The sequence below is a fragment of the Desulfobaculum senezii genome (assembly GCF_054657395.1).
Map to the genome: position 1 here is coordinate 1,576,039 of NZ_BAAHYU010000002.1, position 26,017 is coordinate 1,602,055.

A 26,017-nucleotide genomic window follows, 5' to 3' on the forward strand; every position below is an offset into this window, starting at 1 on the left:
CCCCATGAAAGCTGCAGAGAAAGTCGCCCGCCAGCGTATGAGTGTGCTTGAGCTTGCAGAGAGCTTGGGAAACGTCAGCGAAGCCTGACGGCGATGCGGTATGCACCGTAGTCAATTCTACGAATACAAGCGGCGGTTCCAGACTCACGGCCTTGAAGGGCTCAAAGATCTGCCGCCTATTCCGAAGTCCCACCCTTTCACCACCTCCGAGGAGGTGGTCGAGCAAATCTTGGAATTGAGCCTGGCTCATCCTACTTGAGGGGTGCGTTCGCCTTTCCAATCAGCTCAAACTCATCGGGGTTTCGGCGAACTCCCCAACCATTCAAAACATCTTGATCAAGAATGGCATGGGCACCAAGTACGACCGCTGGCTTAAGCTAGAGCAGAAGCGAGCTGGCGAACCCATTGAATTATCGGGCGAACAGGTCGCTTTCATTGAAAAACAAAATCCCGTTTTTAAAGAACGACACGTCGAGAGTTCTCGCCCTGGGGAGCTGTTGTGCCAAGACACCTTTTACGTGGGACTTCTCAAAGGAGTGGGGCGAGTTTACCTGCATGTCGTCGTCGATTCCTTCTCAAGCTATGCCTTCGGCTTTCTGCATACCAGCAAGCGGCCAGAGGCTGCCGTTTCCGTCCTGCACAACGACGTCATGCCGTTCTACGAGGAAAAGGAAATTGCCGTTTCCGCTGTCCTTACTGACAACGGCAGGGAATTTTGCGGCACCGACACCCATCCATATGAACTCTATCTGTCCCTCAACGAGATTGAACACCGCCGTACCAAGGTGCGATCACCTCACACAAATGGCTTTGTCGAGCGGTTTAATGGCACTGTGCTTGATGAGTTCTTTCGAGAAGCCTTCAGAACAACGCTTTATGAGACCGTAGAAGCACTCCAGGCCGACCTGGACACCTGGCTGACCTACTACAATACTGAACGCTCACACCAAGGGTATAGAAACATGGGACGTCGTCCCATAGAAACCATTAACGAGTACCTCGAATCTGTCAGAGAAGAACGCTAGTAGGACAATTAATTGTCAGTCTCTGAGTCATTGGGCTAATATTTTCAGTAGTTTAGGCTGGGCTCCTTTGGTCCCTGAGTCTATGTTTGTGCGATGCGTTGCCAGCCTTCCCCGGAATTGGGAGATGAACCTTTTAAAACGGGCAAAGTTTGTGAGCCGCGACGAATTGATGAGGCGTTGGCACCCTTTGATTCAAATTGCTGAATATAATCATAAGTGGTGCGGGGATAGTCAGACAAAAATTTTTGACATGTTGAGAGCTAAAGTTTGTGTTCATGCGTATCCTGATCATTTGATGGCATTTAATTATTCTGATAAGTTTACCTGTCAATACAGTTTTGAAAAAGATATCGTCCAAAGTGCAAAAATTTTGTTGCAAGAAGAGCTGAGGAAATTTGTAGGTGACGCTCATATTCACTACCTTTTAGGTGGGGTATGCCTGCGAGAGGGGGATACTCAAACGGCTCGTTTTTATTTTGAAAAAGCTGTTGAGATTTGTCCGGAGAATCGCAACTATAAGAAGGTATTGTTAAGACTTCTGCGGGATACCGCGCGAACTGACTTGATAAGTTGACCTACTAGTCATCACAAAGAATCCCCCGGAAGTCGTGCTTCCGGGGGATTCTTTGTGAATTGGTCTTCTGTGCCTTGTGGCTGTATGCAAGGCTTGGGCCAGCCTGCGTGCGGGCCGTTTGGGGCGCGCTCTTGCTACGCCGTCGGAGCGGCAACGCCCTCGGATTCGTCTTCTTCGTCCACAAGGGCGGCGCCCAGGAGGCCGGTCTCCGTCATGGTTTGCTGGAGGGCGGCGTGGGTGTCGGGTTGCATGGAGACGAGGGGGAGGCGGAATTCTTCCGTCATCAGGCCCATGAGGGAAGCGGCGGTCTTGACCGGGATGGGATTCGTCTCGGAGAAGAGGGCGCGGCACATGGGCATCATGTGGTAGTGTAGCTTCTGCGCGGTGGCGATGTCGCCTTCGGCAAAGGCTTTACACATGCCAGCCATGGCGGCGGGCATGATGTTGGACACCACGGAGATGACGCCGCATCCGCCAACGGACAACAGCGGCAGGACCGTGAAGTCGTCGCCGGACAGCACACAGAAGTCGTCGCCACACAGTTCAACGACCTCGGAAACCTGACGCAGGTCGCCCGTGGCTTCCTTAACGCCAATGACTTCCGGAACGGCGTCCCTGATGGCCTTCAGTGTTTCGGGCTTCACGTTCAAGGCCGTGCGGCCCGGGACGTTGTACACGATGAAGGGCATGGACACCTCTGCGGCAATGGCCTTGTAGTGCGCTACAAGCCCCGCAGGGGTCGGTTTATTATAGTAGGGCGTGATGAGCAGCGCGCCGTCAGCGCCGGCGTCTTTGGCGTATTTGGTGAGTTCGACGGCCTCGCGGGTGTTATTAGACCCCGCGCCAGCCAGAACCGGGACGCGGCCTTTGACCTGATCCACACAAATCTGGATGGCCCGGCCATGCTCGGCGTGCGTCAAGGTGGCGGATTCACCAGTGGTGCCACAGGGGACGAGTCCGTCAATGCCCTGCTCAATCTGCCACTCGATGAATTCGCGGAACGTTTCCTCATCGATCTCGCCGTTTCGAAACGGCGTCACAAGGGCGCTAAGCGCTCCCTGGAACTGCATACTGCTCCTCCTCGGGTCAACAGTCCGGCGCGGAGGCGCCGGTTCTATTCCACAGGCGTCAGGCCCATGGATTCAGGATACATTTCGCCCTGATACGTCATAACAGCCTTTCCCTGCAAAAAGACCGTACCGTTTTCTATAGAGATTTGCAAAACCTCGCCGCCGGACGTGGTGAGTTCCACCTCTGTGTCGACAAGGCCAAGCTGATGCGCAACGTACGCAGATGCTGCCGCACCCGTGCCGCAGGCGAAGGTTTCGGCCTCCACGCCGCGCTCGTAGGTGCGCAGGTACAGGCGGCCTCTATCGCGCACCTGAATGAAGTTGACATTGGCTCCTGCCGGGGCAAAGTGCTCATGCTCGCGCAGGGCGCGGCCAAGCTGCATCACGTCCACGGCGGCAACGTCGTCACACACGGCGACGGCGTGCGGGACGCCCGTGTTCACAAAGTGGACATCAAGGCTCTGGCCGTTCACGTCCAGCTTTGCCCCAAGGGCGAGGTCCAGCGGCGGCGTCAACTCCACCTTCACGCGTTCTTCGGCTTCATTGACTTCCGCATGGATGGGGCCGGCGTCCGTTCCAAAGACGTGGCTGCTGCCAGCCAGCCCAAGGCGGGCGGCAAGGCGGGCGGCGCAACGCGAACCGTTGCCGCACATCTCCGCGCGGGAGCCGTCGCCATTGTAGAAATGCCACACGTAGTCGACATCCTGCCGCTCGGGCGCGTCCTGCAGGAAGATAAGCCCGTCCGCGCCAATGCCAAAGCCGCGCGGGCACACGTGGGCGGCCCATTCGCTCATGGCAGCCTGCGGCAGGCGCAGCGCGCGGTTGTCTATCAGTACAAAGTCATTGCCACTGCCGTGCATCTTAAAGAAGGGCACGCCAGTTCCAGAATGTTTGCTCATGGCACTCATCCGAAAAATGGTTGGGAGTTTGCGACAAGGGTGCAGTGTGGCGCGTTTTGTGAGGAAGCGCAACCCCTAGCGGGCATTGGGGAAAAGTTTCCTCAGCGTGCGGGCCATTTCGCTGTCGGGCAGGGAGTTGTCGCGAAGGGGGCGGAAATCAAGGACGATGTTCTTCTTTGGGGTCCACTTCCAGTCCGCATCGTCGTGGCGTGGCCACGTGTTGATGCGCAGAACATGCACGGCGCGGCCCTTGCTGTAGGAGCGCACCCAGAAGGTTTTGCCGCCAGTTTCCACGCGTCCGGCAAGGCCCGGACCGGGGCCGGCGCCAAACAGAACGTCGAGGACAGGCCCGGCGGCGTCCAGATAGTGCTTTTCCGTCATGAAGCCCCACGGACTGATGCCGATGACGAGCTTGGTGCGGCTGCGCAGGCTTTTGGCCTTGGCGGCGATGCTTTTCATGAGGTAGCGGGGGACAGAGGTCTGCCCGGCGGGGAGCATGGGAAGGTAGATGATGCCGATGGAGGCATTGTTGACGTCCATGGTAGAGAATTGCACATGGACCGAGGCGGTGCGCCAGCCCTCTGGGCGCGAAAGGCCTGCTGCGCTAAGCCAGTCGGCTTCCCTTGGGGAAAGGTAGCCGATGTCGTAGGCCAGCAGGTCGTAGGCGTCCTTGAGGGACTGGGCAAGAGATGCGGGACCGTCCGGTTCTTCCCCGCAGGGAGTGAATTCGAACGGTCCCGCCAAAAAGAGCGAGCGGGCACCCTGCTTGTCATTGTCTCTCACGGAGGCGAAAAGGGTGGCGCGTCTGTCCAGACCGCCGAGCGTCTTGCCGCCTCAGGTGGGGCAGGGTGCGTAATGCCCGTAGGTATTCGATGTGTAAACCAGCTGAAGTCGAGTCTCGTCGTGGGGAGCGGCGAAAGCAGTGCTGAATGAGAGCGCAGCCAGTAGGAGTATGAGTGTGAGAATCCGGGGCATTGCTTCCTAGCTGTTGACGAATTCCTTCAGCTCTTTACCGGGCCTGAAGAAGGGGAGCTTCTTCGGGCGGACCTTGACGATTTCGCCGGTTTTCGGATTGCGGCCGATGTACCCGCCGTAGTCCTTGATTTTGAAGCTGCCAAAGCCGCGAATCTCCACCCGCTCCTCGTGGATGAGGGAGCTTTTGATGGAGTCGAAGAATGTGTTGACGACGACAGCCGCTTCGTCAACATGCAGATTCTTCTTTTCTGCCAGGGTCTTGATGAGTTCACTTTTGTTCATAGTCTCCTCCCGGTTGCGAAAATACGTGTTCCCCATACACGTGGTGCCAAAAAAAAGGCGCTTTCTTGCTTATGCAAATATGCCGAATTTCGAGGAATTCCGTCAAGCCTATTCCGCGTCATTTGAGGAAAAATTTTGCAATACCCCCTGATTGCCGACATGGGGCAGCAGATTATCCCTCATGCGGCGCAGCTTGATGGCCAAAGTGAGGATATCTCGCCCTGCGTCGGAGGAGGGGGCGTACTTTAAGAGCGGCACCTGACGGACAACGGCGGCGGCCACGGCCGGGTCGCTGCGGACGGTGCCCGCGTAGTTCAGCGTAATGCCAAGAAAACGCTCGCACGCGGCGTTGAGGCGCTGAAAGCCCTTGCGGCCCTCGGACTGTGAGGCGGCTTGGTTGACCACCACATTGAAGGTGTCCACGCCGTATTCGGAGTGCAGTACCTTAATAAGGGCGTAGCCGTCAGTGAGCGAGGTAGGCTCGGGCGTGATGACCACCACGCGCTCCTGCGACATGGCGGCAAAGCGCAGTACGGTTTTGCTGATGCCCGCGCCAATGTCCATCAGCAGAAAATCATATCCGCCGATGATGCTGTTGAGCTTATCGAAAATGAGGCCTTGCAGGTCCTCGTCAAGGTCGATCAGTTCGGGCACACCCGACGCCGAGGGGAGGAAGTCGAAGTTGGATTCCTCGATGGGAACGACGATATCCTTGGCCTTGGCGTCATCGGTCAGCAGGTCCTGAAGGCTTTTGTCCGGCGTGAGGCCGAGCAGAACGTCCAGATTGGCCAGCCCGAGGTCGCAGTCCATCAGCATAACAGGGTGCCCGGCTTTGTGCAGGGCGTACCCGAGGTTCAGGGCGAGGTTGGTTTTGCCGACACCGCCCTTGCCGCTGACGATGGAGAAGCTGATCGCGTTATTCTTTTTGTCAGTCATGTCCATGTCCTTGGATCAGTTTCCCGTGAACAGGAATTTCTTTTCATTGGTTTCCACAAGCGTCGCTTTGGACGGTGCGGCCACATCCTGCAACGGGGCGGTGACGACCGTGTCCTTTCCGGCAGCCTTGGCGGAGTAGAGCGCCTTGTCCGCCAGAGCGATGAGGTCTGGCGGCGTGCCTTCGGCCATGCTTTTATATGTGACAAGCCCTGCCGAACAGGTCACGGAGATGGGGGTGTCCACTCCGGGGCAGGGGATCTGCGTTTCGCGCATGCGCGCGAGCAGGCGTTCCACCATGGCGCGCGCTTTGATAAGGCCGGTTCCGGGCAGCAGGAGCGCAAACTCCTCGCCGCCAAGGCGCGCGGCAACGTCGTAGCGCCGGGTCTGGGTCAGCATCAGCCGCCCAAGGGTCACCAGCACTTCGTCGCCGCAGGGGTGGCCGTAGGTGTCGTTGACGGTTTTGAAGTCATCAAGGTCCAACATGACGACGGAGAGTGACGACCCGGCGCGCTGGGCGCGCTCCAGCTCCTGCTCCAGACTGCGCTCAAAGGCGCGGCGGTTGAACAGGCTGGTGAGCGGATCGTGCTCCGTCTGGTAGGCCAGCTCTTCCAGCGTCTGCTGGAGATGCTCCAGAAAAGGATAGTCCCCCTCGCCAAAGGGCAGGGCGAGCCATTCGCGCAGGCCATATTCTTCCGCCAGCGTGGGCCATTGGTCCAAGGACAAGCCCGGACACAGGCGCAGTATGCCAAGCACACCGTCCTTTGCGTCACAGGCGGAGAAGTCCTCGTGGGTGCTGTGCACCAGCCTGCGCAGGGATTCCAGCTCCCGCACAAGGGGGTCGTAGTCGACGTCGATGGTCGCGGCGGTCTTATTTTTGGTTCATCTCCCAATTCCGGGGAAGGCTGCTCTGATTTTGAGAAAGAAGTACTCGTCGTCGAGAAAGCCGTAGGCCATCCGTTTGATCACCTTGATCTTGTTGTTGATCCCTTCGAGTAGGCTGGTGTGTAGCGGATATCGGCAGTGTGAGATAATGCCCGAGATGTAGGGTTTGAGGCGCTTAGCGAATTTAATGAGCGGCTCGACTCGGCTTTGCATGGCGCGGCGGTACCAACCTTTCCAAAATCGCTTGGCAGCTTTGGAGTATCGGTAGTCCCAGAGTCGCTTCAAATCCTCCTTGAGGATATAAACCTTCATCAAATTTTTGTTGGCTCGAAGCAGGTCATAGAGCCGGATTCGATCTTCCTGTCGCATGAGATTCCGCCTGTTGCGCAGGAGCAGCCATCGTGAGCCTTTGACAACCTTACGGGCGTCTTTGTCATGATTGAGGCGATTGGCCTCATCGTTTCGGACGCGGTCGATTACTTCTCGGCCATACTTGGCAACGACATGAAATAGATCGTAGACGATCTCGGCTTTCGGGCATTGCGCCTTCACCTCGGCGGCATACGCACCGTTCATGTCCATTGCAACGGCCTCAATTCGGGCACAACCATCACGGCCAAGCAGTTCAAAGAATGGTCGGATGCTCTCCCGGCTGTTGCCTCTTCCTACCCACAGAACCCGCTTGGTGTAAGGCTCGACGATGATCGTGGCGTAGCGATGTCCTTTGCGGATGGCAAACTCATCCATTGCGACAACCTTGACGCCTTTCAAGTCAATGGGATTGAGTTTTTCCGCTAGGTACCGCTTGTCGATTGTCTTCACGGTCTTCCAGTTCAGGCCGTAGCATTCCGCGATGTGCTTAATGGGAAGTATGCGGCAGAGCCGAACAACGGACTCGGCCAGCCGCCTTGTGACACGCGAATACCTGTCGAGCCAAGGAAGCTGCTCCAGCTTTGGTCCACAGACGGGACAATGGACCCGACGCCGGATAACGAGCAAATGCGTTGCCGCGTCGAATACAGGCAAGTCACGAACCCAGCGTTCGACATAGTCGTGAACTGCGCAGACAAGCCTGCCGCACCCGCTGCATCTCATTCGCCTTCGCCTGATTGGAATCAACTCGATCCAGACTTCGGGGTGCTTCCGAGCTTCGCTGGCTTCAAGGCGCTGAACAGTTCCAACACGATACCCTTTCCAGTCTCCCAACAACCGGGTAATCTTGCCCTTGGACAACGGTGCCCTCCTTGTAGCTCTCGTCTGTTGTGCAACTGTCGAGATTACTGAGGGTTTCCGTTGTCCTCAATTTTTTATGTTTCCCCCGGAATTGGGAGATGAACCTTATTTTTGGGCATGAATACTCAGCAGGTAGTTTCTGATGAGGGTATCCAGATCACCGTCCAGCACCGCGTCAACATTGGATATTTCCGTGTTGGAACGGTGGTCCTTGACCAGCCGGTAGGGCTGCAGGACGTAGGAGCGGATTTGGCTTCCCCATGCGATGGCCTCTTTGTCGGCATATTCGGCCTGCCGCTGTTCGGCGCGCTTGCGCATTTCCCGCTCATAGAGGCGGGCGCGCAGGACTTTGAACGCGGAGTCCTTGTTGCGGTGCTGGGACTTGTCGTTCTGGCAGGAGACGACGATGCCCGTCGGGATATGGGTCAGCCGCACTGCGGAGCTGGTTTTGTTGACGTGCTGGCCGCCCGCGCCACTGGCGCGGAAGACGTCCACACGCACGTCCTCGTCCCGGACTTCAATTTCCACATCCTGCGTGGCGTCGGGGTAGACGTCAACAGAGGCGAAGGACGTATGCCTGCGGCCCGTGGAATCAAAGGGCGAAATACGGACAAGACGATGGATGCCCTTTTCGGCCTTGAGCAGGCCGTAGGCGTTGGTGCCTTCGATGAGCAGCGTGACGGACTTGATGCCTGCCTCGTCGCCGGGAAGCTGATCCAGCGTCTTGATTTTGAAACTTTTGGCCTCGGCCCAGCGCACGTACATGCGCAGCAGCATTTCGGCCCAGTCCTGCGCCTCGGTTCCGCCTGCGCCGGGGTGGATTTCAAGGATGGCGGGGGCGGCGTCGGCGGGTTCGGCCAGCAGGGTGCGCAGTTCGGCTTCCTGCAGACGTTCGGCCAGCAGGTTCACCTGCTCCTGCAGGGCTTCCAGAACATCCTGACTTTGGTCCTCGTGTGCCATCAGGAGCCATTCGTCAAGGTCTTCCTTGGCCGCCAGCAGGGCGTCCCACTGCTCCATCAGGCTGGAGAGATGGCTTTTTTCCTGAAGCATAGGCGTCAGCGCTTCGGGGTTATCCCATGCGCCGGGACGCGACAGCTCCATCTCTATGTCTGCAAGCCGGTCTCTGCTCTGGTTCCGGTCAAAGACGCCCCCAGAGGCTTTCAAAGTCTTTGAGCAGGGAGCCGCCTTGAGCCTTGAGATCGTGATATTGCAACATGGTCGGAAATATATCCTTTGGATTGAATGTCTTGGAAGAACCCAAGAGTATAGGTGATTCGCGGCTGTCAATCAAGCACGCGCACCTGCTCCCGCGCGGGGCGCAGGCAGGCGACGCCGCCAAGGATGAGCGCAAGGGCGAAGCTGGCCGTCAGGATGGCTGTGCGGTGGCGGTGAAATGGCGTCATAACGGAAAGAAGGCCCACACCGGAAGCCACAACGCTTTCCGCGCGGAAGAGCGAACTGTGGGCGTGGATGCGTCCGTAGGGATCGATGATGGCGGAGATGCCGGTATTGGTGCCGCGCACCAGCCAGCGTCCCTGCTCAACGGCGCGCAGGGCGGACATTTGCAGATGCTGAAAGGGCGCGGACGAGTGGCCGAACCATGCATCGTTGGAGATGTTCACCAGCAGGTTGGCCCCGGCCGCCACACGGGCCTGCGCCAGTTCCGGGAAAATTGTTTCGTAGCAGATGAGGACGCCAATATCCATCTGCCCGGCGGGCAGGGGCGTGCTCTTGATGCCGGGCACAAAGTCCCCGCCGCCCTGCACCAGCTTGTTCAGGAAGGGCAGATACTCGCCAAAGGGCACGTATTCGCCAAAGGGGACAAGGTGTTCCTTGTCGTAGAATCCCGCGTTGGAGCCGTCCGGACCGATGAGGAAGGCGCGGTTGTGCATGCGGTAGCCGCCGCCGTCCGGAATGGGCGTGTACGCAGGCGCGCCGGTGAGCAGATTGGTGTGCCCCTCCCGCGCCAGCTTGCGCACGCGGGCGCTCATGAGGCTGGTTTCCTGAAAATAGAACGGCAGTGCCGTCTCGGGCCAGACGATGAGGTCCGGGGTATTGCCGTCGCGGGTCTGTGCGCCCTCGGTCAGGGTGGCGTAGCGGTCTACGGTGCCATTTTGGAACGTGACGTCCCACTTTTGGGCTTGGTTGATGTTGCCCTGCACCAGCGCCACGCTGATGGCCCCGTCCGAAGGCAGGGGCTGGGCGGTACGCATCATGCCGTAGCCACTGATGGTTGCCAGCACGCCAACGCTCACCGCCACGGCGGCGGCTTTGCCGCGCGCGGCCACGGGCATGGCAATACTTCCGGCAATGAGGCCGGCAAGGGCGTTGGCGCCGATGAGCGACGCCGCCTGCAACAGCCACGGTACGGGAACCAGCGCGCTGGAGAGCGGTAGCCACGCAAAGCCTGTGAACAGCCAGCCGCGCAGGGCCTCAAGGGCGGTCCAGAGCGCAGCGGCGAAAAGCCCTGTCGCCAGCCAATGGAGCCTCCCCTGCACCAGCCGGAGCCCAGCGGCGAAGATGCCCGTGTACAGCCCGCAGTACACCCCAAGCAGCATGGGGCAGGGCGCGGCCAGTATCCACGGCAGGTTGCCGTAGTCGTGCACGGGCAGCGCCACCCAGTACATGCAGCCGCCGTAGGCCAGTGCGCCCGCAATGAGCGCGCTGCGGAAGGCTTTGGCTGGGGTGGCGGCAAAGAGGCCGCACAGCGCGATGCCAAGTGGGAACAGGAGAATGAGGAAAGGGACCTGAATAAATGGATTGGCAAATCCTATCCAGGCCCCGATGCAGGCAATGAGCGTAGCGATGATGTGGCGCAATTGCTATTCCGAGTCTGTAGGAGCCTCTGAGCGGGGCTTGATGAGTATCCAGTGGATTTGCTTGGCGTCGGCGTCCTTAATCTCAAAGACTTCGCCGTTGACGGCGAAGCTTTCGCCATTGGTGGGGACGCGGCCTGCCAGTTCGCAGATGAATCCACTCAGGGTCTCCACCTGTTCGGACTCCAGCTTCAGCCCCAGCCGCTCCTCAATTTCCTCAAGGGGGGCGCGTCCACTGACCATGAAGGTGTTTTCTTCAACGGTCTGGATGTCTTCCGGGCGGGGCTGGTCGTATTCGTCTTCAATCTCGCCGACGATTTCCTCCATGATGTCCTCGAAGGTCACGAGGCCGGAGGTGCCGCCGTATTCATCAAGAGCGATGGCGAGGTGATTTTTGGTGGAGCGGAAAAGCTGCAACATATCCGTCACGGCCTTGGTCTCGGGGATGAGTAGCGGCTGACGCATAATGTCGCGGCATGTGGCTGTGCTGTCCTCATGCTTATGGCTGACCCGCAAGAGGTCCTTGGCGTGGACGATGCCTACGATGTTATCTCGGTTTTCCTTGTAGATGGGGATGCGGGAGTGCCCGCACTCCATAATGAGGGCGGCAATGTCTTCCAGCGGGTCCTCAATCTCCGCACACTGGATGTCCGTGCGGGGAATCATGATATCGCAGACCTGTTTGCGTCCAAGTCGGAGGACGTTTGACATCATGGAGACTTCCGTCGCCGTGAGTTCTCCGTCCTGTCTGGCCTCAAGAAGGGCGTCTTCGATCTGGCTGCCCTTGTGGCCGAAAAGTCTACTGAAAAGAGAGGTGAACAATCCTTCCGAATCGTCTTCCAACGTGGTTCCTCCTGTGGTGTGTTGGCGCGTAATACTTCTTCGAAAATGTAAGAGGTTGCAAGCCTACGTCAAGCCTTTTTCCCGGTAGAGTTGCAGATGACGTCGTGCAACCCAGTTGCCGACGGCGGGAATACCGTTTTCGTCCACCGTCCGCCAGACAATTTCGCCCCCGCCTTCCTTGAGCAGGCGTCCGCGTTCCATGAACTGTATTCCGGCCTCCAGGCGCTTGGTGTCGAACTCTTCGTACCTGTTCTGCACACGCACCATGGACCACAGGGTGACCTTTTTGGACGCCTCCGGGTCAAAGAGCTGCGCCATGACGACGTAGCGCTCGCCAATTTCAAACTTCAGGCCGGACTGTTTCACGGTCTCGTGCGGCAGTTCAAGGCGCATGCCGCCGGAGGAGATATTCATGATGCGGATGGGCCTGTCGGCCATATCGCGCGAGGCAAGAAGCGGCGGACGGCCCCAGTCCTTGATGTGGGTGAGGCGTTTGCCGTCTCTGGACAGCGGGTCCGGCCACAGGGCCAGCCCAAGCGTGTATTGCAGGGGCGGCTCTATGCGCAGGGACAGGCGTTTTTGGCTGAGTTCCACATGCTCGGGAACCGGCAGGCTCAGCAGGGTGACGTCCTTGGAAACCTTGCGGATGCCCTTGATGCGCGTGGAAAAGGTGTAGAAGTCGGAATGTCCGGGCCGGGCGGGGTTCGTAATGCGGAAGAAGCACTCCACGGGGCGCTCCAGCCAGCCTTGGTGCGCTTTGACAAAGCCGGAGATTTCAAGCTCCAGCAGGCCGTTTCGGACGTCTTCCAGTGAACAGGCGGTGGAGGTTCGGTTGCCGGCGTTGCTTTCGCCGCCAAAGCGCAGTTCGATTTTGCTGCGCTGAACCATGACGGAGTCAAAAAGGTTGGCGATGTCGCCGGGGTCAACAATCCATGACGGGGGCGTGGTTTTTTTGCGCGAGCGCATGTAGTGGTTCACCAAAATGCCGCACCCGCCCACGATGAAGACCACGCTCAGCGTGGCAAGAATCGTGATGAAGGTGTCGCCGGACAGTCCCCAGGAGCCGAAGGTGTTCTGGACGTTGTTCAGGAAGGACTTGTCGATAGTCCCGCGCTGGGCCGTGATGAGCGGCAGGGCGCTGTCTGTGAGAATGTCGGGGGAAAGCTGCATGGACTCTCTGGCTCCTCCTCGGAGCATAGTGTGTTTGCTGTGCGCCGCCGTGGCGGCGGGGGTGTGGCAGCATGGCGCGGTGGCGTTTGGGGCGACGGGTTTTTGACGCGGCAATTGGCCGCTGTGCGTATTTGCCCGTCCTGCAAGGAAAAGCGTTGGCTGCTGCCCTGTATTTATGCAAAAAGAAGTCCAGAGTACAAGTCTTTTGATGCATGAAAAAGAGCTGAAATGGCGGGATATTGCGACGAGGGGATGACGCGGCCACGAAATGGAAGGGGTGTGCGGGCCAAGCAGAGGCGAAACGCAACCGCCGACGGGGCGCGACGTGTGCCAATAGTATACGCCGGGAGATGTGTGGTGTGAACGATTTTCGTCACAAAATCGTCACAGGCGCGGTGCTCTTGGTGGCGGCCAAGGGCGGTGCCGGCAGCTGTTGGGTGAGCGCATTGAGAGGTGGCGCGTGGGCGGTGAAGTGTTGAGAGGTGGTCGCGGAGTAAGGCGCGGGCTGGGGCGCAGACGGGGCGGCTGGCAAGCGTTCGCCGCCAAAGGGAGGCGCGCGGGAAGTCGCGCCGTGTAGTAAGGCGTCAGCCTCGTATTATGCCTTGAGGCGCGCAGCACGGGCTGCGGGGCCTCGCGCGTTGCCGCGTCCCGGTGCGCTGTGGACCGGGACGCAGGACAAGGGCGGCAGTTAAAGGGCCCAGCGCAGACCGGGAGCGCCGGGAATAAGGCCGAGTCTGCGGCAGTAGTCCGCAAACAGGGTCAGGGAGGCTTGCTCCTTGGGGCCAAGCTCGTAGTCCAGTGTGGACAGGTAGTCTTCAATGCCGTCGCGCGAAATCCATGTACAGATGTCGTCCATCTCGGCAATTTCGCCGATGGCTTCGTGGCAGGAGAGCTTGCATTTGACAAGGGCGGTATGCACGTCCGCCAGCAGGTCCAGCTGTTCCTCGCTCAGGCCGTTTCGGACCATCCAGACCGCAAAGACAAAGGGCAGGCCCGTGAAGCCCCGCCATTCGTTGGCAAGGTCGATGATGTGCCAGCCTTCGGGTGGGCGCAGCCAATGCCGCAGCGCGTAGTTGCCAATTTCAAGGAACGGGCGGTCCATGGTGTGGCCGGTTCCGGCGTCGATGGCCGTCCAGTCCGCCTGCGGGAATTGCCAGTGGAAGTGCCACAGCGTCTTGAGCAGGGCCACGGAACTGGCCGAAGCCTTGGTCACGTGGATTTGGGGGCCGTTGTCGGCCATCCACTGCGGGATGTCCTCCAGCGCCACGGGGCTGACGAGCAGGACGCTCTTGACCGGGCCGGCGGGCGCGGTGATGGACAGGCCGGGAAGCAGGCGGTAGCGCTCCGCGTGGGCGAGGTATTCAAAGGCGGAGCCGGGCGACAGGTCGATGCTGCCGTCCAGCAAACCGGCGTTCATCTCCGCGGGGTGCCCCTGAATGTAGCGGATGTCGTCAGACGGCGGAAAGTGGTGCTTGAGGGTCTGAAAAAGGGGCAGCACGTTCAGATAGCTGATTTGCCCGATATTGAGGCGAGGTGATGTCATGTTGAGATGTCCTTTGTTGCGCGTAACGGCTGGGGGCGGTGGGCGCGTGGCCCCGCCACCGCAATGAAAAAGGCCACCGAAGCTATAGCTCCGGTGGCCGTATAACGCAACAGACTGATGCGGGCTGTGGCTAGTCCAGCTGGGAGATCAGGTACTGCTTGATCTCGTCGATGGAGCCTTCGCCGTTCAGCTCAATGTACTTGAAGCCAGCGGAGTCGGCCTTGTTCTTGTAGTAGTAGGCCGCAGCGAGGGTGCCGGTCTCGGTGTCGTAGTAGATGTTGTGGCGCTTGTCGATGGCGTCCTCGTCCTGGTCGTCGGCGCGGGCGGTCAGCTCGCCACCACAGACGCGGCACTTGTCGCCATCGGGAGCGATGACCGGGATGCCCACGTTGTTGGGGTGGTTCGGGTCGTTGGCGCAGAGGCGACGGCCCATGATGCGGGCTTTGGCGACTTCGCGGGGGAGCAGGATTTCAATGACGTAGTCCAGCTTGACGCCGTCCTTTTCCAGAGCTTCCCACAGCTTCTCGGCCTGAGCGATGGAGCGGGGGAAGCCGTCCAGCAGCCAGCCGTTGGCGGAGGACTGATTCAGCACGTCCAGAACCATGGGGATGGTGATGTCATCGGGAACCAGCTCGCCCTTGTCGATGTATTCCTTGGCCTTTTTGCCAAGTTCGGTGCCGCCGCCGATGTGCTTGCGGAAGATAGCGCCGGACTCAATGTGGTCGAGATTGTATTTCTGCTTAGCCAGGGAGCCTTGCGTACCTTTACCGCTGCCATTGGGACCGAAAATAAGAATATTCACTGGTTCCTCCTTCACAAGTTGAAAATTTCACAAAGCTCTATCCTTCTCGCCAGCCGCTGTCAATGCCAAGACCCGGCAAGAAGGCAAAAAGTGCTGGGAGCTTAGCCGCAGCGGGGTTTCAGGAGGACGCCGGCGGCAGAGCACGTGGCGGTTTTGCCTCCCGGAAACTGGACGGTCTTGCCGCCCTCGCGGCTGAGAAAGAGCGCATCCAAACGGTGGAGTGCGTCGGCCCGGGACTGGCCGGGACCAAGGCGCTCCAGCGCGGCTTTGAAAATCCGCAGCCGCAAGGCCTTGTGTGTATCTTCAATGATTTCACGGCGCAAGAAGATTGTGCCGTCGCCTTGAACCGCTCCGGACAGGGCCGCGCTCACCTGCGCGGCAAAGAAATTCGCATCAAGGCGGGCAAGACGCCACTGTTCAGCGATGCTGCCCAGAAAGTTCGGGTTTTCACGAGCAAGGCGGGGCAGGATGTCGTGGCGGAAGCGGTTTCGGGTATAGGTGGTATCCGCATTGGTGGCATCCTCCACCCACGGCAGGCCAAGGCCTGTGGCAAAGGCTTCAATCTGCGCGCGCGTGGTGAGCAGCAGAGGGCGGATGACGTGCCGTTCCGGCACCACGGCGCGCATGCCGCCCAGCTGGGGCCAGCCTGCGCCGCGCGTCTGGCGCATCAGCACATCTTCGCCGAGGTCGTCAAGGGTGTGTCCAAGGGCAATGAAGTCCGCCCCCCCGTCCGCGCGAACCTGCTCAAGAAAGCCGTAGCGCGCCGAGCGGGCGGCGTTTTCCACGCCGGATGCCCCGCCAGCCATAGCGCGGACGTCAACGCGCCGGTGCGTGAAGGGGATGCCCCATGCCTCGCAGGTGCGGCGTGCGTGGGCGGCGTCCTCTGCGGATTCCGCGCGCAGGCCGTGGTCCAGATGCGCGGCGGAGACGGTGCACTCCAGCCGCCGCGACAGCAGCGACAGCGCAGCCAGCAGCACCGTGGAGTCGACGCCACCGGAAAAGCCCACGACAATGCGCGCGCCGCGCAGGTCGAGGCTGAGTTCATCGGTCATGAAGCGCTGGACGCGCAGGCAGAACCGGGCGTGTTCCGGGGCGAGATCTTGGATGCGGTGGGGGAGTGCCATGGTCAGCCTCCTCGCGCTTGCGGGGGCATGCGGTGTGTTGTGGCTACTTAGGGTGCGAAAAGGCGGGCAGAGCGCGCGGCTCTGCCCGCCATGCGTATGGAGTAAAAGTTGGCGTTAGGCCGGGATGTCCTGTTCTTTGAGCAGGCCGTCCAGCCAATTGATGGCGTAGTCGCGCTGGTCCGGGGTGGCGTAGGTGACACAGCCGCAGCGGATGATGTTTCTGGCGCGGGCCAGCAGTTCCATGCGCAGGCCGTCTTCCAGCACTTCGATGCCGAAGCTGTAGGGGCCGCAGGAGTCCGCGTGTTCGGTCTGCAACTCGGAGTAGAGCTCGCGGGGCAGGTCCAGCCAGTAGAAGCCTTTCATGGAGCCGCTCATGTCTTTGGCGTCGAGGGCTTTTTGCAGTCGCTCAATGTCGTCAGTCGTCAGTTCGTCGATGTGGTAGTTGCGCATGGTCCTCTCGCTGGAAGTGTCGGTGTCTGTCCGTGGCCGGTGGCGTTGGACTATTCGGATTTCTTACAGCCGCAGGCCGCGCGGAGCTGCACCACATTGCGTTTGCGGTCCGCGTGGGCGTTCTCCGGGATGGATTCGCCATCGAGGTTGAACATCCTGCGTGTGGTGTCGATAAAGCGCTGCGCCGCGCCTTCTTCCTGCGTGCGGCGTTTCAGGAAGGTGATAGGCTCGTGATAGAGCTTATGCGCCAGAGATTTGACAAGGGTCTCAAGGGCTTCGCGCTCTTCATCGGACACATCGCCAAGGCGCTTCATGGTCTTGGACAACTCGCGCATGGCAATGGTTTCGCCCTTGTCCAGCAGGTCGCAGATGGTGGGGTTGAGCTCTAGGGACTCCAGCCACGTATCAAACTGCCGGGTTTCGGAGTCGATAATGGCTTCGGCCTTGGTGGCTTCCTCCCGCCGTTGGGCAAGGTTTTCCTCCACCACTTCCTTCAGGTCGTCGATGTCGTACAGGTAGACGTTGTCAAGTCCGTTGACGTCGGGGTCGATGTCGCGCGGGACGGCGATGTCGATGAAGAACATGGGGCGGTTGCGGCGTTTTTTGAGCACGGGCTTCAAGTCCTTGGCGCGGATGATGGCTTCCGTTGCGCCGGTAGAGCTGATGACGATGTCAACGTCCGCAAGCTTGCGGTGCATTTCCTCAAACATGATGGGCGTACCATTCATGCGGCGGGCAAGCTCCTCACCACGGTGGTAGGTGCGGTTGGCGACCATGATTTCCTGCACGCCACCGTTGATAAGGTGGGTGGCGGCAAGTTCGGCCATTTCGCCTGCGCCGACCAGCATGGCGCGGTGGTCGCTCATATCGCCGAAGATTTTCTTGGCCAGTTCCACCGCAGCGTAGCTGATGGAAACGGCGGAGCTGGCGATGGACGTTTCGGTGCGCACGCGCTTGGCCACGGAGAACGCCTTGTGCAGGGCGCGGTTCACAATGACCTTGGCCGAGCCGTACTCCACGGATTTGCGGTAGGCATCCTTGAGCTGGCCCAGAATCTGGGGTTCGCCAACGACCATGGAATCAAGGCTGGCCGCCACGGTGAACAGGTGCTTGATGGCGTCCAGCCCCTCGTGGATATACACGTGGGGTTTCAGCTGCGGCACGCTGCCGCCACAGTTCGAGGCCCAAAAGTGCAGAATGTCGTCCGCCGTCATGCTGTCGTCGGTGACGACCAGCATTTCGACACGGTTGCAGGTGGAAAGGGTGAGAGCCTCGCTCACGCGACCGTCCGGGGTCACGAAGCCGAGTTCCACGGTGTTACAGTCCTTGAGGGCATATGCCTCGCGGATTTCCACACCAGCCGTCCGGTGGTTGAGTCCTATGAGAAAAATCTTCTGTTTCATGAGATCTGCATGAAGTTGTGGTGCGAGGGCATCATGAAGTTCACGACGACCAGTGAAAGGACACTGAACAGGAACACGGCAATGGCGAGCAGTGCCGCCTTGCGCCCACGCCAACCGACGGCGAGGCGCTGGTGGAACAGGTAGGCATACACCAACCAGATGAGAATGGAGACCACTTCCTTGGGGTCGCCGGTGATGATGCGCCCCCACGCGAAGCGGCCCCAAATGAAGCCAGACAGCAGGCCCACGGTGTACAGCGGAAAGCCGAACACCACGGCGTGGTAGTTGGCGCGGTCAAAGGTATTCAGCGAGGGCAGGTCCTTGCGGAAGCCCGTCAGCTTTTCCTTGGTCTTAATCTTGCGTTCCAGATGGATGAACAGCACGCCTGCGGCAAAGGCCATGGCCAAAAAGGCCAAGCTGAAAAACAGCGAGCCGATGTGCAGCATAAAGAATGACCCCGCCAGCGCCTTGGGCATGAGCACCTTGGAGCCGGGCAGGGTGACGGACGAAAGATAGAGGAGCAGCGCCAGCGGAGAGGCCGCCAGTGCCAGAAAGTCGAGTTTTAGGCGCCACCACAGGGTGAAAAAGATAGCCAGCAGCACCCAGCCCAGCAGGCTCAGGTGAAAGCCGCCTTCCAGAAAACCGGAGTAGCCCATCTGGTTGAAGAACAGGGCGAGGGAGATGGTGTGCAGGCCAAAACCTGCACCGGACGCGACCCCAGCGGCCTTTTTCAGGCCGGGACGCACGCCGAGCATGCCGCCGATGAACAGGGCGGCGCCCAGCGAATACAGCAGCGTGATGCCAATTGGCAGAGCGTTAAACAATTCCATCGATGAGTTCTCCGATGTGGGGATGCAGCGCCTTAGGCAGTGTATCCTGCAGGATGGCCTGCATGCGCTGGCTGTCCCCGTCCCCCACGGCGTCAAGAAGCGGACCGTAGGCGAGTTGTCTGAAAAGTGTTGTGTTGTCGCAAGTCGGCATGCCCTGCTCCAGAACCAGTGGCCGGATGCGCCCCATCAACGTGATGAAGCCGCCATAGCGCGGACCGAGCGTGTCTTCAAGCTCCTTTCGTATGCGGCGGCATACGGCAGGGCTGGCTCCGCCCGTGGAAAACGCCACCACGAGGCTGTCGCGGCAAAAGGTGGCCGGTACGATGAAGCCGCTTTCGGCCGGGGCGTCGGCAATATTGCACAGGGTGCCCGCGGCGTTGCACAGCCGGGCCACGTGCGCGTTCAGTTCGGCATTGCTCGTGCATGCAAAAACAAGGGTGCGCCCCATGATGTCATCATCGCTGAACGGGCGCTGGTTATAGACCACGGCGGGGTCGTCCAGCAAGGGGATCATGGCCTCGGATGGCGGCGCGGTATCTATGACGGTGATTTCGGCAGGATGGCACGAGGCAAGTGTCTTGACCTTGCGCAGGCCAACCTCACCGGCACCCACCACCAGACACCGTCGTCCGTGCAGGTTCAAAAATGCGGGATAATGTCGCATGGCCGCGTCATACCAGAAGTGCACCCCGCCTGCAAAAGGTTATCCGGCCGGATTGTCTGCGGATTGTTGCCCGCAACGCCAAACTGCGGTACCTTCGCCGCTGGAAAAACTGCGCGAAAACACGCATTTCACGGAGATAGAGCCTACAATGCCAACGTCCCGCCCAGCCTCCGCTGGCCATTACCTTATCATACAACTTGCCCGCTTCGGTGACCTTTTGCAGACCAAGCGGCTTATCGCCACGCTGCTTGCGCGCCCGGAGAGCACCGTCCATCTGGTGGTGGACCGCTCGTTGGTGGACATCGCCCAGCTGGTGTACCCGCAGTGCGTGGTCCACGGCGTTATGGCCCACCGTTCCGGCGCTCCCGCGCCTGCCGAAGTGCTGGCCGCCAACCTTGGCGTGTTCTCCTCGTTGCGGGATATCCCCTTTGCCGAGGTGTACAACCTGAATCTTTCTGGCATGAATTTCGCTCTCTCTGCGTTGTTCGCTCCGGAGCGTGTTCGTGGGCATAAATTGCAGGGTGGGCAGGAGATTTCGGACCTGTGGCCGCGCATGGCCATGCGCTGGACGCGCGTTCGCCGCGCCGCCGGGCTGAACCTTGTGGACTTTTGGGCCGAGCTTGCAGACGACCCCATCGCCCCCGGCGAGGTGAATCCCATCGCCCGGCGCGGCGGCAAGGGCGTCGGCGTGGTGCTGGCCGGGCGCGAATCGCGCCGCAGTGTGCCGCCAGCCATGCTCACCACCATCGCGGGCGCTGTGGCGCAGGGTACGCGCAGTGAGCGCATTGTGCTCATGGGCAGCCGCGGCGAGCGTTCCCTTGCCAAGGAGTTTATGGGCGCGGCATCGTCCCGTCTTGCCGCCATGACCGAGAACACAGTGGGGCAGACCGACTGGGCGGGTCTTATCGACACGCTCACCGGTCTGGACGCCGTTATCACGCCGGATACCGGGACCATGCATCTTGCCGCGCATCTTGGGGTGCCCGTGCATGCGCTCTTTCTTTCCTCGGCGTGGTGTTTCGAGACCGGCCCCTACGGCATCGGCCACCGGGTCTGGCAGACGAACGAGTCCTGCGCGCCCTGTTTGGAGTCCGACCCGTGCCCCTATGACGTGGCCTGTCTGTCCGCCTTTGCCGACCGCGAACTGTTGCGCCATCTTGCCGGGAATCCGGCGTTTGAGATTCCGCAGGGGCTGGTGGGGTACGTCAGCGCCGTGGACCCCCTTGGCGTGACGTATCGTCCCGTTCTTGGCGAGGACCCTGCCGCCGAGAAGCGGCAGGCCTTCCGCGCGCTGGTGGGCCAGCATCTTGGGCGCGATATTCTCGGCCCCGCCCCGGACCAAAGCCTTGTGCACCGGATTTTCCACGAGGCCGACTGGATGCTGGAGCAGGGCGCACCGCGCCTTGAATCATTCGAGAGCACCCCCGCGCCCGAGGCAGGCACCCCCGCGGCGGGAGCCTAGGCAGGCGCGGAGACATCGCACCCCGGACCGAGTACACGCAGCCCACGCCCGCGCGGCGTTCTGCGCAGTTATCATACGATTCACAACAGGTAGAGTAAGGTTTTATGGATACACCCATTCGCGTTCTGGTCGTCCTGCCTCTGTACGGCGGTTCCCTGCCCATCGGGCGGTACTGCGTTCGCGCTCTAAAGCGCCTTGGTCACACCGTGGAGGTGTTCGAAGCGCCGGATTTTCATCCCGCGTTTACCTCCCTGAAGGATTTGCACGTCTCGCGCGAGCGGCTCAGCTCCCTTGAAAACGGCTTTCTGAACGTGGTGTCCCAAGCCATTTATGCCAAGGCGGAGACCTTTCAGCCCGACCTCGTGTTGACCATGGCGCAGGCCCCCCTCAGCATGCAGATTCTCAAGCGGTTGCGGCGCGATGGCGTGGCGACCGCCATGTGGTTTGTCGAGGACTACCGCCTCTTTACCTACTGGAAGGCCTTTGCTCCGCAGTATGACTATTTCGGCATCATTCAGGAAGATCCGTTTTTTGAGGAGCTTGAGGCCGTGGGGCAGGAGAATGCCATTTATCTGCCCCTCGCCGCAGACCCGGAATTCCACGCCCCCATGGAAATCAGTTCTGTGGACCGCCGGGTGTGGGGCGCGGATGTCGCCTTTATGGGCGCAGGCTACCCCAACCGCCGGGCGGCCTTCCGGCAGTTGGTGGGCTACAACTTCAAGATTTGGGGCACCGAGTGGGATGGCGACATCGCGCTGGAGCCGCTCGTCCAGATGCAAGGGCGTAGACTCTCGCCAGAAGAATGCGTGAAAATCTTTAACGCCACGACAATTAACCTGAATTTGCACTCCAGCGTCAGTGCGCGGCAGCTTATCTCCGGCGGCGACTTCGTTAACCCCCGTACCTTCGAGCTTGCCGCCTGCGGCGCATTTCAGCTGGTGGACGAACGCGCCCTTATGCCCGACCTTTTCTGGTCCGACGAGCTGGCGACCTTTACCACCATCTCCGAGATGCAGGACGCCATCGACCACTATCTCACTAACCCCGAAGAGCGCGCCGCCTACATCGAGCGCGGCCGCAAGCGCGTTCTGGCAGACCACACCTACGACATTCGCATGCAGACCCTGTTGGACTTTATCGCCGCCCGCCGCGACGGGTGGCCGTCTCAGAATCGCGGCGAAGTGGACTTCTTTCAGGACTATCCCGAAGAGCTCCGCAGCAAAGTTCTCGGCTTGCTTGGGTCCCTCGGGTTGCCGCAGGACACGTCCTTCGAAGACCTCGTCTGGAACCTGCGCCAGCAGCAAGGCGAACTCTCCGACATCGAGACCGCCATTCTCTTCCTCGACGAATGGAAGAAGCAATACGGCTCAAAATAGTCTCAACTTTTTCTCACAGTCTTCTCATTTCCACGCCCTCCGGGCCGCCTTGCGGTTTGGAGGGCGTGGTGCGTTTGGGGGGGGGGAGGTTGGGCCTTAGGCGGTTAAGGCATGCCTCCGGCGGGTTAAGGACTACCGTCCTTGTATATTGACCCTCAAGCCGAAGGCGGAGAAAAAAGGAAGCCGCCTCCATGACTGGCATGAAGGCGGCTGTTGCGGCAGACCGTACGTCCTTGAGTAATGAGCTCGTTGTTAAGCTGGGTCGCCGCAATATGTAGTACAAACTCGAATGATTGTTAGAGCACAAAGCTCGAATTTGCAAGGAAGAGTGAACTACGATGAAACGCACCATGGGCATTGACGTATCGAAGGCCAAGCTTGATGTCGCCATTTCTGGTGACGACAGCACGTCCACTGTTGAAAATACCCCTTCGGGTTTTCAGCAAATCGTTGAGACGGCAGAAGCGCATAATGTTGAGCTCGTCATCGTGGAAGCGACAGGTGGATATGAGTCTGACGCCGCAGATTTTTTGATGGAGCAAGGCATTCCCGTCGCTGTTGTGAATCCTCGCCGTGTGCGTGACTTTGCCCGGAGCCTCGGAGTGTTGGCGAAGACGGATCGTATTGATGCTCTTGTTCTTGTTCAGTTTGGGGAAGTCGTCCCTGTCCGGGAAAATCAAAAAGTCCGGGCAACTCAGCGCAAGCTGGAAACTCTAGTTAACCGTCGTCGGCAGGTCGTCGAAATCCTTTCCCGGGAGCGCGTTCGCTTGCAGCGAGCTTCGTCTGATGTGCGCCCTTATATTGAAGACGTCATTGCTACTCTAAGAACGCAAGAAAAGAGTTTGTCACTTGAAATCAAGAAACACATTCTCAGTGACAAAGATTTTAGCGATAAGGCAACGTTGCTTGAAACCACGAAAGGGATTTCGTCAGTAACCTCTGCGACTCTTCTTGCTTTCTTTCCTGAGTTGGGGACGTTAACGCCGAAGCAAGCAGCTTCTCTAGCAGGCCTGGCACCATTCAACAGGGATAGCGGCAAGAAAACGGGGCAACGTTGCGTTTGGGGAGGACGAATAAAAGTACGTAGCGCCCTTTACATGAGCGCAATCTCAGCGACTGTCTGGAACCCTGCAATTCGAGCCTTCTACCAGCGTCTTTGCGATGCGGGCAAACCTAAAAAGGTCGCCCTCACTGCCTGTGCAAGGAAGCTTCTCGTGATTTGCAATGCGATTTTACGGACGGGAAAACCTTGGGATCCTGCACTTAACGCTTGATTGCCAATACGATTGCTTAACAATCCTGCGTGCGCACAGGCCGGTTGCCTTTATATGGCGCAGTCGTCACCCCTGATATGCTCTCGGCCGGGTGGATGGAGGGAGTTTTTTGGGGGCGCTGGTGGTTTGGCGGGGCGGTGAGAATCCCTGTTGGGCGGGTGGGAAGCGTGAGAGGGCCGGGCTTGGACGCGCTGGCATAGAGAAGAGGTCTGACTGATCCCTCAAGACCGTACACCCCAAACCCCAATATTTTCGGGGCGGCTTCCGCCCCGAAAATCCTAAGGATTGTTAAGGAAATTTTTTCCTTAACCAGCTCTGCTCTCTTTATCTCTTCCGCATACGGTTCTTCCACAGGGCGGCGAGTTTGGGTTCTTCGCCTTGGTCTTTATCCTTATAGAAGCGCCGTCCGACGAGTTGGTCGGGCAGGTAGTCCTGTTGTACCCACGCGCCGGGGAAGCTGTGGGGGTACTTGTATTCTTTTTTGTAGCCCCATTCTTCCATGAGCTTGGTGGGCGCATTGCGCAGGTGCAGGGGCACGGGCTTGGGGCCGTTTTTGCGAATTTCTGTAGCGGCGCGGTGGTAGGCCTCGTAGGTGGAGTTGCTCTTTTTGGTGAGCGCCAAATACACGGCGCACTCGCTCATGGGGATGAAGCCTTCGGGCATGCCGACGAACTCCACAGCCTGCTGGCAGGCCACGGCCATCTGCATGGCGTAGGGGTCGGCGAGGCCGATGTCTTCGCCAGCGGAGATGATAAGGCGGCGGCAGACAAAGCGCGGGTCTTCGCCGCTTTCGAGCAGGCAGGCCAGATAGTAGACTGCGGCGTCCGGGTCGCTGCCGCGGATGGACTTGATGAGCGCGCTGGCAAGCTCGTAGTGCGAGTCTCCGGCTTTGTCGTGGCGCAGAACGAGGTCCGGCAACACGGTCTTGAGGTGGTCCGGTTCGCGGTGTTCTTCGGGCAGGTCGGCGACGTACTCAACGAGGTTGAGCAGTGAGCGCGCGTCACCCTGGGCGATGCCTGCGAGAACGCGCAGGGTCTCCTCGGGAATGGTGACGCCGAGCTTTTCGGTGCCGCGCTTGGCGACCTGCATCAGGTCGCGGCGGGAGTGCTCGTGCAGGCGCAATACGTGGAGCCGCGAGAGCAGCTGCCGCGTGACGGAGAAGGATGGATTCTCCGTGGTGGTGGCAATGAGCGTAATCTCGCCGGACTCCAGAATGGGCAGGAAGAAGTCCTGCTGCGCCTTGGAGAACCGGTGAAGCTCGTCAAGGACGAGGAGTTTGACGTCGTCCTGAATGCGTTTGCGCAGGGCGCTGAGCCCGGCCTCCGGCGCGCTGACGCGCAGATAGGGCAGTCCACTGCGCTTGGCGAGGAGCAGGGCAAGGGTGGACTTGCCGCAGCCGGGCGGGCCAAAGAGCAGCAGACTGGGCACGCGCTCGGATGCCAGCAGGGCGTCAAGCTTTTCGCGCAGGTGCGATTGACCGACAAACTCCTCGAACTCGTGAGGGCGGATGCGGTCGGCAAGGGGGCGCGTTTTGGCCGTGGAGCGGCTGGAGCCGCCGCCCAAGCCAGCGGGAGCGTGGCCTTTAGGATTCGTCAACATGATGCCTCCCCCACCAGAACAGGCTGAGACAGACAAGGGCCGCCGTTTCCCAGCGCAGAATGGACCCGCCAAGGCTGACGGGGGTGAATCCGGCGTCAACGAGGGCTTCGGCCTCGCCGGGGGCGAAGCCGCCTTCCGGGCCAAGGACGCAGAGCACGCTCCCCGGCGTGCTGACGGCAGGATAGTCAAGCACGGCAGGGCGCGACAGGTCTTCCCACAAGAGGAAGCGGTGGTCGTAGTCCTTGCCGAGGGCGATGAGGTCCTGCACGCCGCCGGGGCAGGTGTGAATCTCGGGCAGGAAGGGGTTGCCGCATTGCTTGGCACCGGCGATGAGCTTGGTGTCCCAGCTTTCCTTGCTGCCTGCGGGCACACGGCCCTGACTGCGTCCGGCTTGCCAAAAGACAAGGCCGCCGGCTTGCAGTTCCACGGCTTTTTCAAGAAGCCAACCGCGCCGGATGCCCTTGGCCCAGCCGAGGGCGAGGGTCACGGGATTGGCGGGCGGGTCGATGTGCTCGATGTGCTTGGGCAACAGCTCCGCGCGGGATTTGCTGACGGAGACGATTTCAAACGTGCCGGTTGCGCCGCAGCCGTCAAAGAGGCGAACCTCCTCGCCGGGTTTCAGGCGGAGAACGCGGGAAAGGTGGTGCGCTTCCGGGCCGGTAAGGACGTATGGCTCGCGCCAGTCGTCCGGATGCATGTAGAAGGTTTTCACCGTAATGTGTCCTTGTTGTTCAAAAAAGCAAAGCCCCAAGCGCCGCCTGTGGTCCTGCACGGAGCAGGGACAG

The 26,017-nt window shown here is 59.9% G+C and carries 23 protein-coding genes and 2 pseudogenes; 5 read left to right on the forward strand and 20 right to left on the reverse strand.

What is annotated here, in order from left to right:
- Positions 1 to 4 precede the first annotated feature (4 nt).
- Together ACYQ2T_RS07840 and ACYQ2T_RS07845 are read left to right on the forward strand one after the other, a co-directional pair.
- A pseudogene (locus ACYQ2T_RS07840) lies at positions 5 to 1,025 on the forward strand (IS481 family transposase).
- 124 nt (positions 1,026 to 1,149) lie between these two features.
- A complete protein-coding gene (locus ACYQ2T_RS07845; RefSeq protein WP_459899802.1) occupies positions 1,150 to 1,599 on the forward strand; it encodes a tetratricopeptide repeat protein in 450 nt (149 codons plus the stop codon).
- A gap of 194 nt (positions 1,600 to 1,793) precedes the next feature.
- Here ACYQ2T_RS07845 and dapA read toward each other — a convergent pair.
- The 18 genes and pseudogenes from dapA to ACYQ2T_RS07935 form a co-directional block, all read right to left on the reverse strand.
- Positions 1,794 to 2,669, reverse strand: a pseudogene (dapA, locus tag ACYQ2T_RS07850) (4-hydroxy-tetrahydrodipicolinate synthase); the annotation flags it as partial.
- A gap of 44 nt (positions 2,670 to 2,713) precedes the next feature.
- The gene (gene dapF, locus ACYQ2T_RS07855) at positions 2,714 to 3,568 is read right to left on the reverse strand and encodes a diaminopimelate epimerase (RefSeq protein WP_459899804.1); all 855 of its coding nucleotides are present in this window, start codon (positions 3,566 to 3,568) and stop codon (positions 2,714 to 2,716) included.
- 75 nt (positions 3,569 to 3,643) lie between these two features.
- Complete coding sequence (locus tag ACYQ2T_RS07860) at positions 3,644 to 4,543, reverse strand: UshA-like (seleno)protein family 2 (protein ID WP_459899806.1); 900 nt, start codon at positions 4,541 to 4,543, stop codon at positions 3,644 to 3,646.
- Positions 4,544 to 4,549: 6 nt separating this feature from the next.
- Positions 4,550 to 4,825, reverse strand: coding sequence for an HU family DNA-binding protein (locus tag ACYQ2T_RS07865; protein WP_404844887.1), 276 nt, complete (start codon positions 4,823 to 4,825; stop codon positions 4,550 to 4,552).
- Positions 4,826 to 4,933: 108 nt separating this feature from the next.
- On the reverse strand, positions 4,934 to 5,761 hold the full coding sequence (locus ACYQ2T_RS07870) for a MinD/ParA family protein (protein WP_459899809.1): 828 nt from the start codon (positions 5,759 to 5,761) through the stop codon (positions 4,934 to 4,936).
- Positions 5,762 to 5,776: 15 nt separating this feature from the next.
- Positions 5,777 to 6,592 (reverse strand): GGDEF domain-containing protein, encoded by an 816-nt coding sequence (locus ACYQ2T_RS07875; protein ID WP_459899811.1) that lies wholly within the window; start codon positions 6,590 to 6,592, stop codon positions 5,777 to 5,779.
- A 48-nt stretch (positions 6,593 to 6,640) separates the two neighbouring features.
- Complete coding sequence (locus tag ACYQ2T_RS07880; protein WP_459897527.1) at positions 6,641 to 7,876, reverse strand: ISL3 family transposase; 1,236 nt, start codon at positions 7,874 to 7,876, stop codon at positions 6,641 to 6,643.
- 105 nt (positions 7,877 to 7,981) lie between these two features.
- A protein-coding gene (prfB, locus tag ACYQ2T_RS07885) for a peptide chain release factor 2 (protein WP_459899812.1) occupies positions 7,982 to 9,092 on the reverse strand; the annotation gives its coding sequence in 2 pieces (ribosomal slippage) (positions 7,982 to 9,016 and positions 9,018 to 9,092; 1,110 coding nt in all).
- Positions 9,093 to 9,159: 67 nt separating this feature from the next.
- Entirely contained in the window at positions 9,160 to 10,695 is a 1,536-nt protein-coding gene (gene lnt, locus ACYQ2T_RS07890; protein ID WP_459899814.1) for an apolipoprotein N-acyltransferase, read from the reverse strand.
- A 3-nt stretch (positions 10,696 to 10,698) separates the two neighbouring features.
- Entirely contained in the window at positions 10,699 to 11,535 is an 837-nt protein-coding gene (locus tag ACYQ2T_RS07895) for a hemolysin family protein (RefSeq protein ID WP_404844892.1), read from the reverse strand.
- 63 nt (positions 11,536 to 11,598) lie between these two features.
- The gene (locus ACYQ2T_RS07900; RefSeq protein WP_459899817.1) at positions 11,599 to 12,705 is read right to left on the reverse strand and encodes a PilZ domain-containing protein; all 1,107 of its coding nucleotides are present in this window, start codon (positions 12,703 to 12,705) and stop codon (positions 11,599 to 11,601) included.
- A 688-nt stretch (positions 12,706 to 13,393) separates the two neighbouring features.
- Entirely contained in the window at positions 13,394 to 14,248 is an 855-nt protein-coding gene (locus ACYQ2T_RS07905; RefSeq protein WP_459899818.1) for a menaquinone biosynthetic enzyme MqnA/MqnD family protein, read from the reverse strand.
- 130 nt (positions 14,249 to 14,378) lie between these two features.
- The gene (locus tag ACYQ2T_RS07910) at positions 14,379 to 15,050 is read right to left on the reverse strand and encodes an adenylate kinase (RefSeq protein WP_404844895.1); all 672 of its coding nucleotides are present in this window, start codon (positions 15,048 to 15,050) and stop codon (positions 14,379 to 14,381) included.
- A gap of 101 nt (positions 15,051 to 15,151) precedes the next feature.
- Positions 15,152 to 16,174 carry a tRNA lysidine(34) synthetase TilS gene (gene tilS / locus ACYQ2T_RS07915; protein ID WP_459899819.1) on the reverse strand — a complete coding sequence of 341 codons (1,023 nt, stop codon included), beginning with the start codon at positions 16,172 to 16,174 and terminating at the stop codon, positions 15,152 to 15,154.
- A 114-nt stretch (positions 16,175 to 16,288) separates the two neighbouring features.
- The gene (locus ACYQ2T_RS07920) at positions 16,289 to 16,624 is read right to left on the reverse strand and encodes a hypothetical protein (RefSeq protein WP_459899821.1); all 336 of its coding nucleotides are present in this window, start codon (positions 16,622 to 16,624) and stop codon (positions 16,289 to 16,291) included.
- Between the two features lie 50 nt (positions 16,625 to 16,674).
- On the reverse strand, positions 16,675 to 18,027 hold the full coding sequence (gene hemA / locus ACYQ2T_RS07925; RefSeq protein WP_459899822.1) for a glutamyl-tRNA reductase: 1,353 nt from the start codon (positions 18,025 to 18,027) through the stop codon (positions 16,675 to 16,677).
- The gene (locus tag ACYQ2T_RS07930) at positions 18,024 to 18,857 is read right to left on the reverse strand and encodes a cytochrome C assembly family protein (protein ID WP_459899823.1); all 834 of its coding nucleotides are present in this window, start codon (positions 18,855 to 18,857) and stop codon (positions 18,024 to 18,026) included. Before ACYQ2T_RS07930 ends, hemA begins: the two co-directional genes overlap by 4 nt.
- Positions 18,844 to 19,521 (reverse strand): precorrin-2 dehydrogenase/sirohydrochlorin ferrochelatase family protein, encoded by a 678-nt coding sequence (locus ACYQ2T_RS07935; RefSeq protein WP_459899824.1) that lies wholly within the window; start codon positions 19,519 to 19,521, stop codon positions 18,844 to 18,846. The genes ACYQ2T_RS07930 and ACYQ2T_RS07935 overlap by 14 nt, the downstream gene beginning before the upstream one ends.
- A gap of 148 nt (positions 19,522 to 19,669) precedes the next feature.
- On the opposite strand from ACYQ2T_RS07935, the gene ACYQ2T_RS07940 reads away from it, so the two are divergent.
- The 3 genes from ACYQ2T_RS07940 (at position 19,670) to ACYQ2T_RS07950 (ending at position 23,633) form a co-directional block, all read left to right on the forward strand.
- A complete protein-coding gene (locus tag ACYQ2T_RS07940) occupies positions 19,670 to 20,983 on the forward strand; it encodes a glycosyltransferase family 9 protein (protein WP_459899826.1) in 1,314 nt (437 codons plus the stop codon).
- 104 nt (positions 20,984 to 21,087) lie between these two features.
- A complete protein-coding gene (locus ACYQ2T_RS07945; protein WP_459899827.1) occupies positions 21,088 to 22,359 on the forward strand; it encodes a CgeB family protein in 1,272 nt (423 codons plus the stop codon).
- A gap of 338 nt (positions 22,360 to 22,697) precedes the next feature.
- The gene (locus ACYQ2T_RS07950) at positions 22,698 to 23,633 is read left to right on the forward strand and encodes an IS110 family RNA-guided transposase (RefSeq protein ID WP_459898185.1); all 936 of its coding nucleotides are present in this window, start codon (positions 22,698 to 22,700) and stop codon (positions 23,631 to 23,633) included.
- 324 nt (positions 23,634 to 23,957) lie between these two features.
- Here ACYQ2T_RS07950 and ACYQ2T_RS07955 read toward each other — a convergent pair whose 3' ends face one another.
- Both ACYQ2T_RS07955 and ACYQ2T_RS07960 read right to left on the reverse strand, forming a co-directional pair.
- Positions 23,958 to 25,232 (reverse strand): replication-associated recombination protein A, encoded by a 1,275-nt coding sequence (locus ACYQ2T_RS07955; RefSeq protein ID WP_459899829.1) that lies wholly within the window; start codon positions 25,230 to 25,232, stop codon positions 23,958 to 23,960.
- The gene (locus ACYQ2T_RS07960; protein ID WP_459899831.1) at positions 25,216 to 25,944 is read right to left on the reverse strand and encodes a 16S rRNA (uracil(1498)-N(3))-methyltransferase; all 729 of its coding nucleotides are present in this window, start codon (positions 25,942 to 25,944) and stop codon (positions 25,216 to 25,218) included. Before ACYQ2T_RS07960 ends, ACYQ2T_RS07955 begins: the two co-directional genes overlap by 17 nt.
- Positions 25,945 to 26,017: the final 73 nt, after the last annotated feature.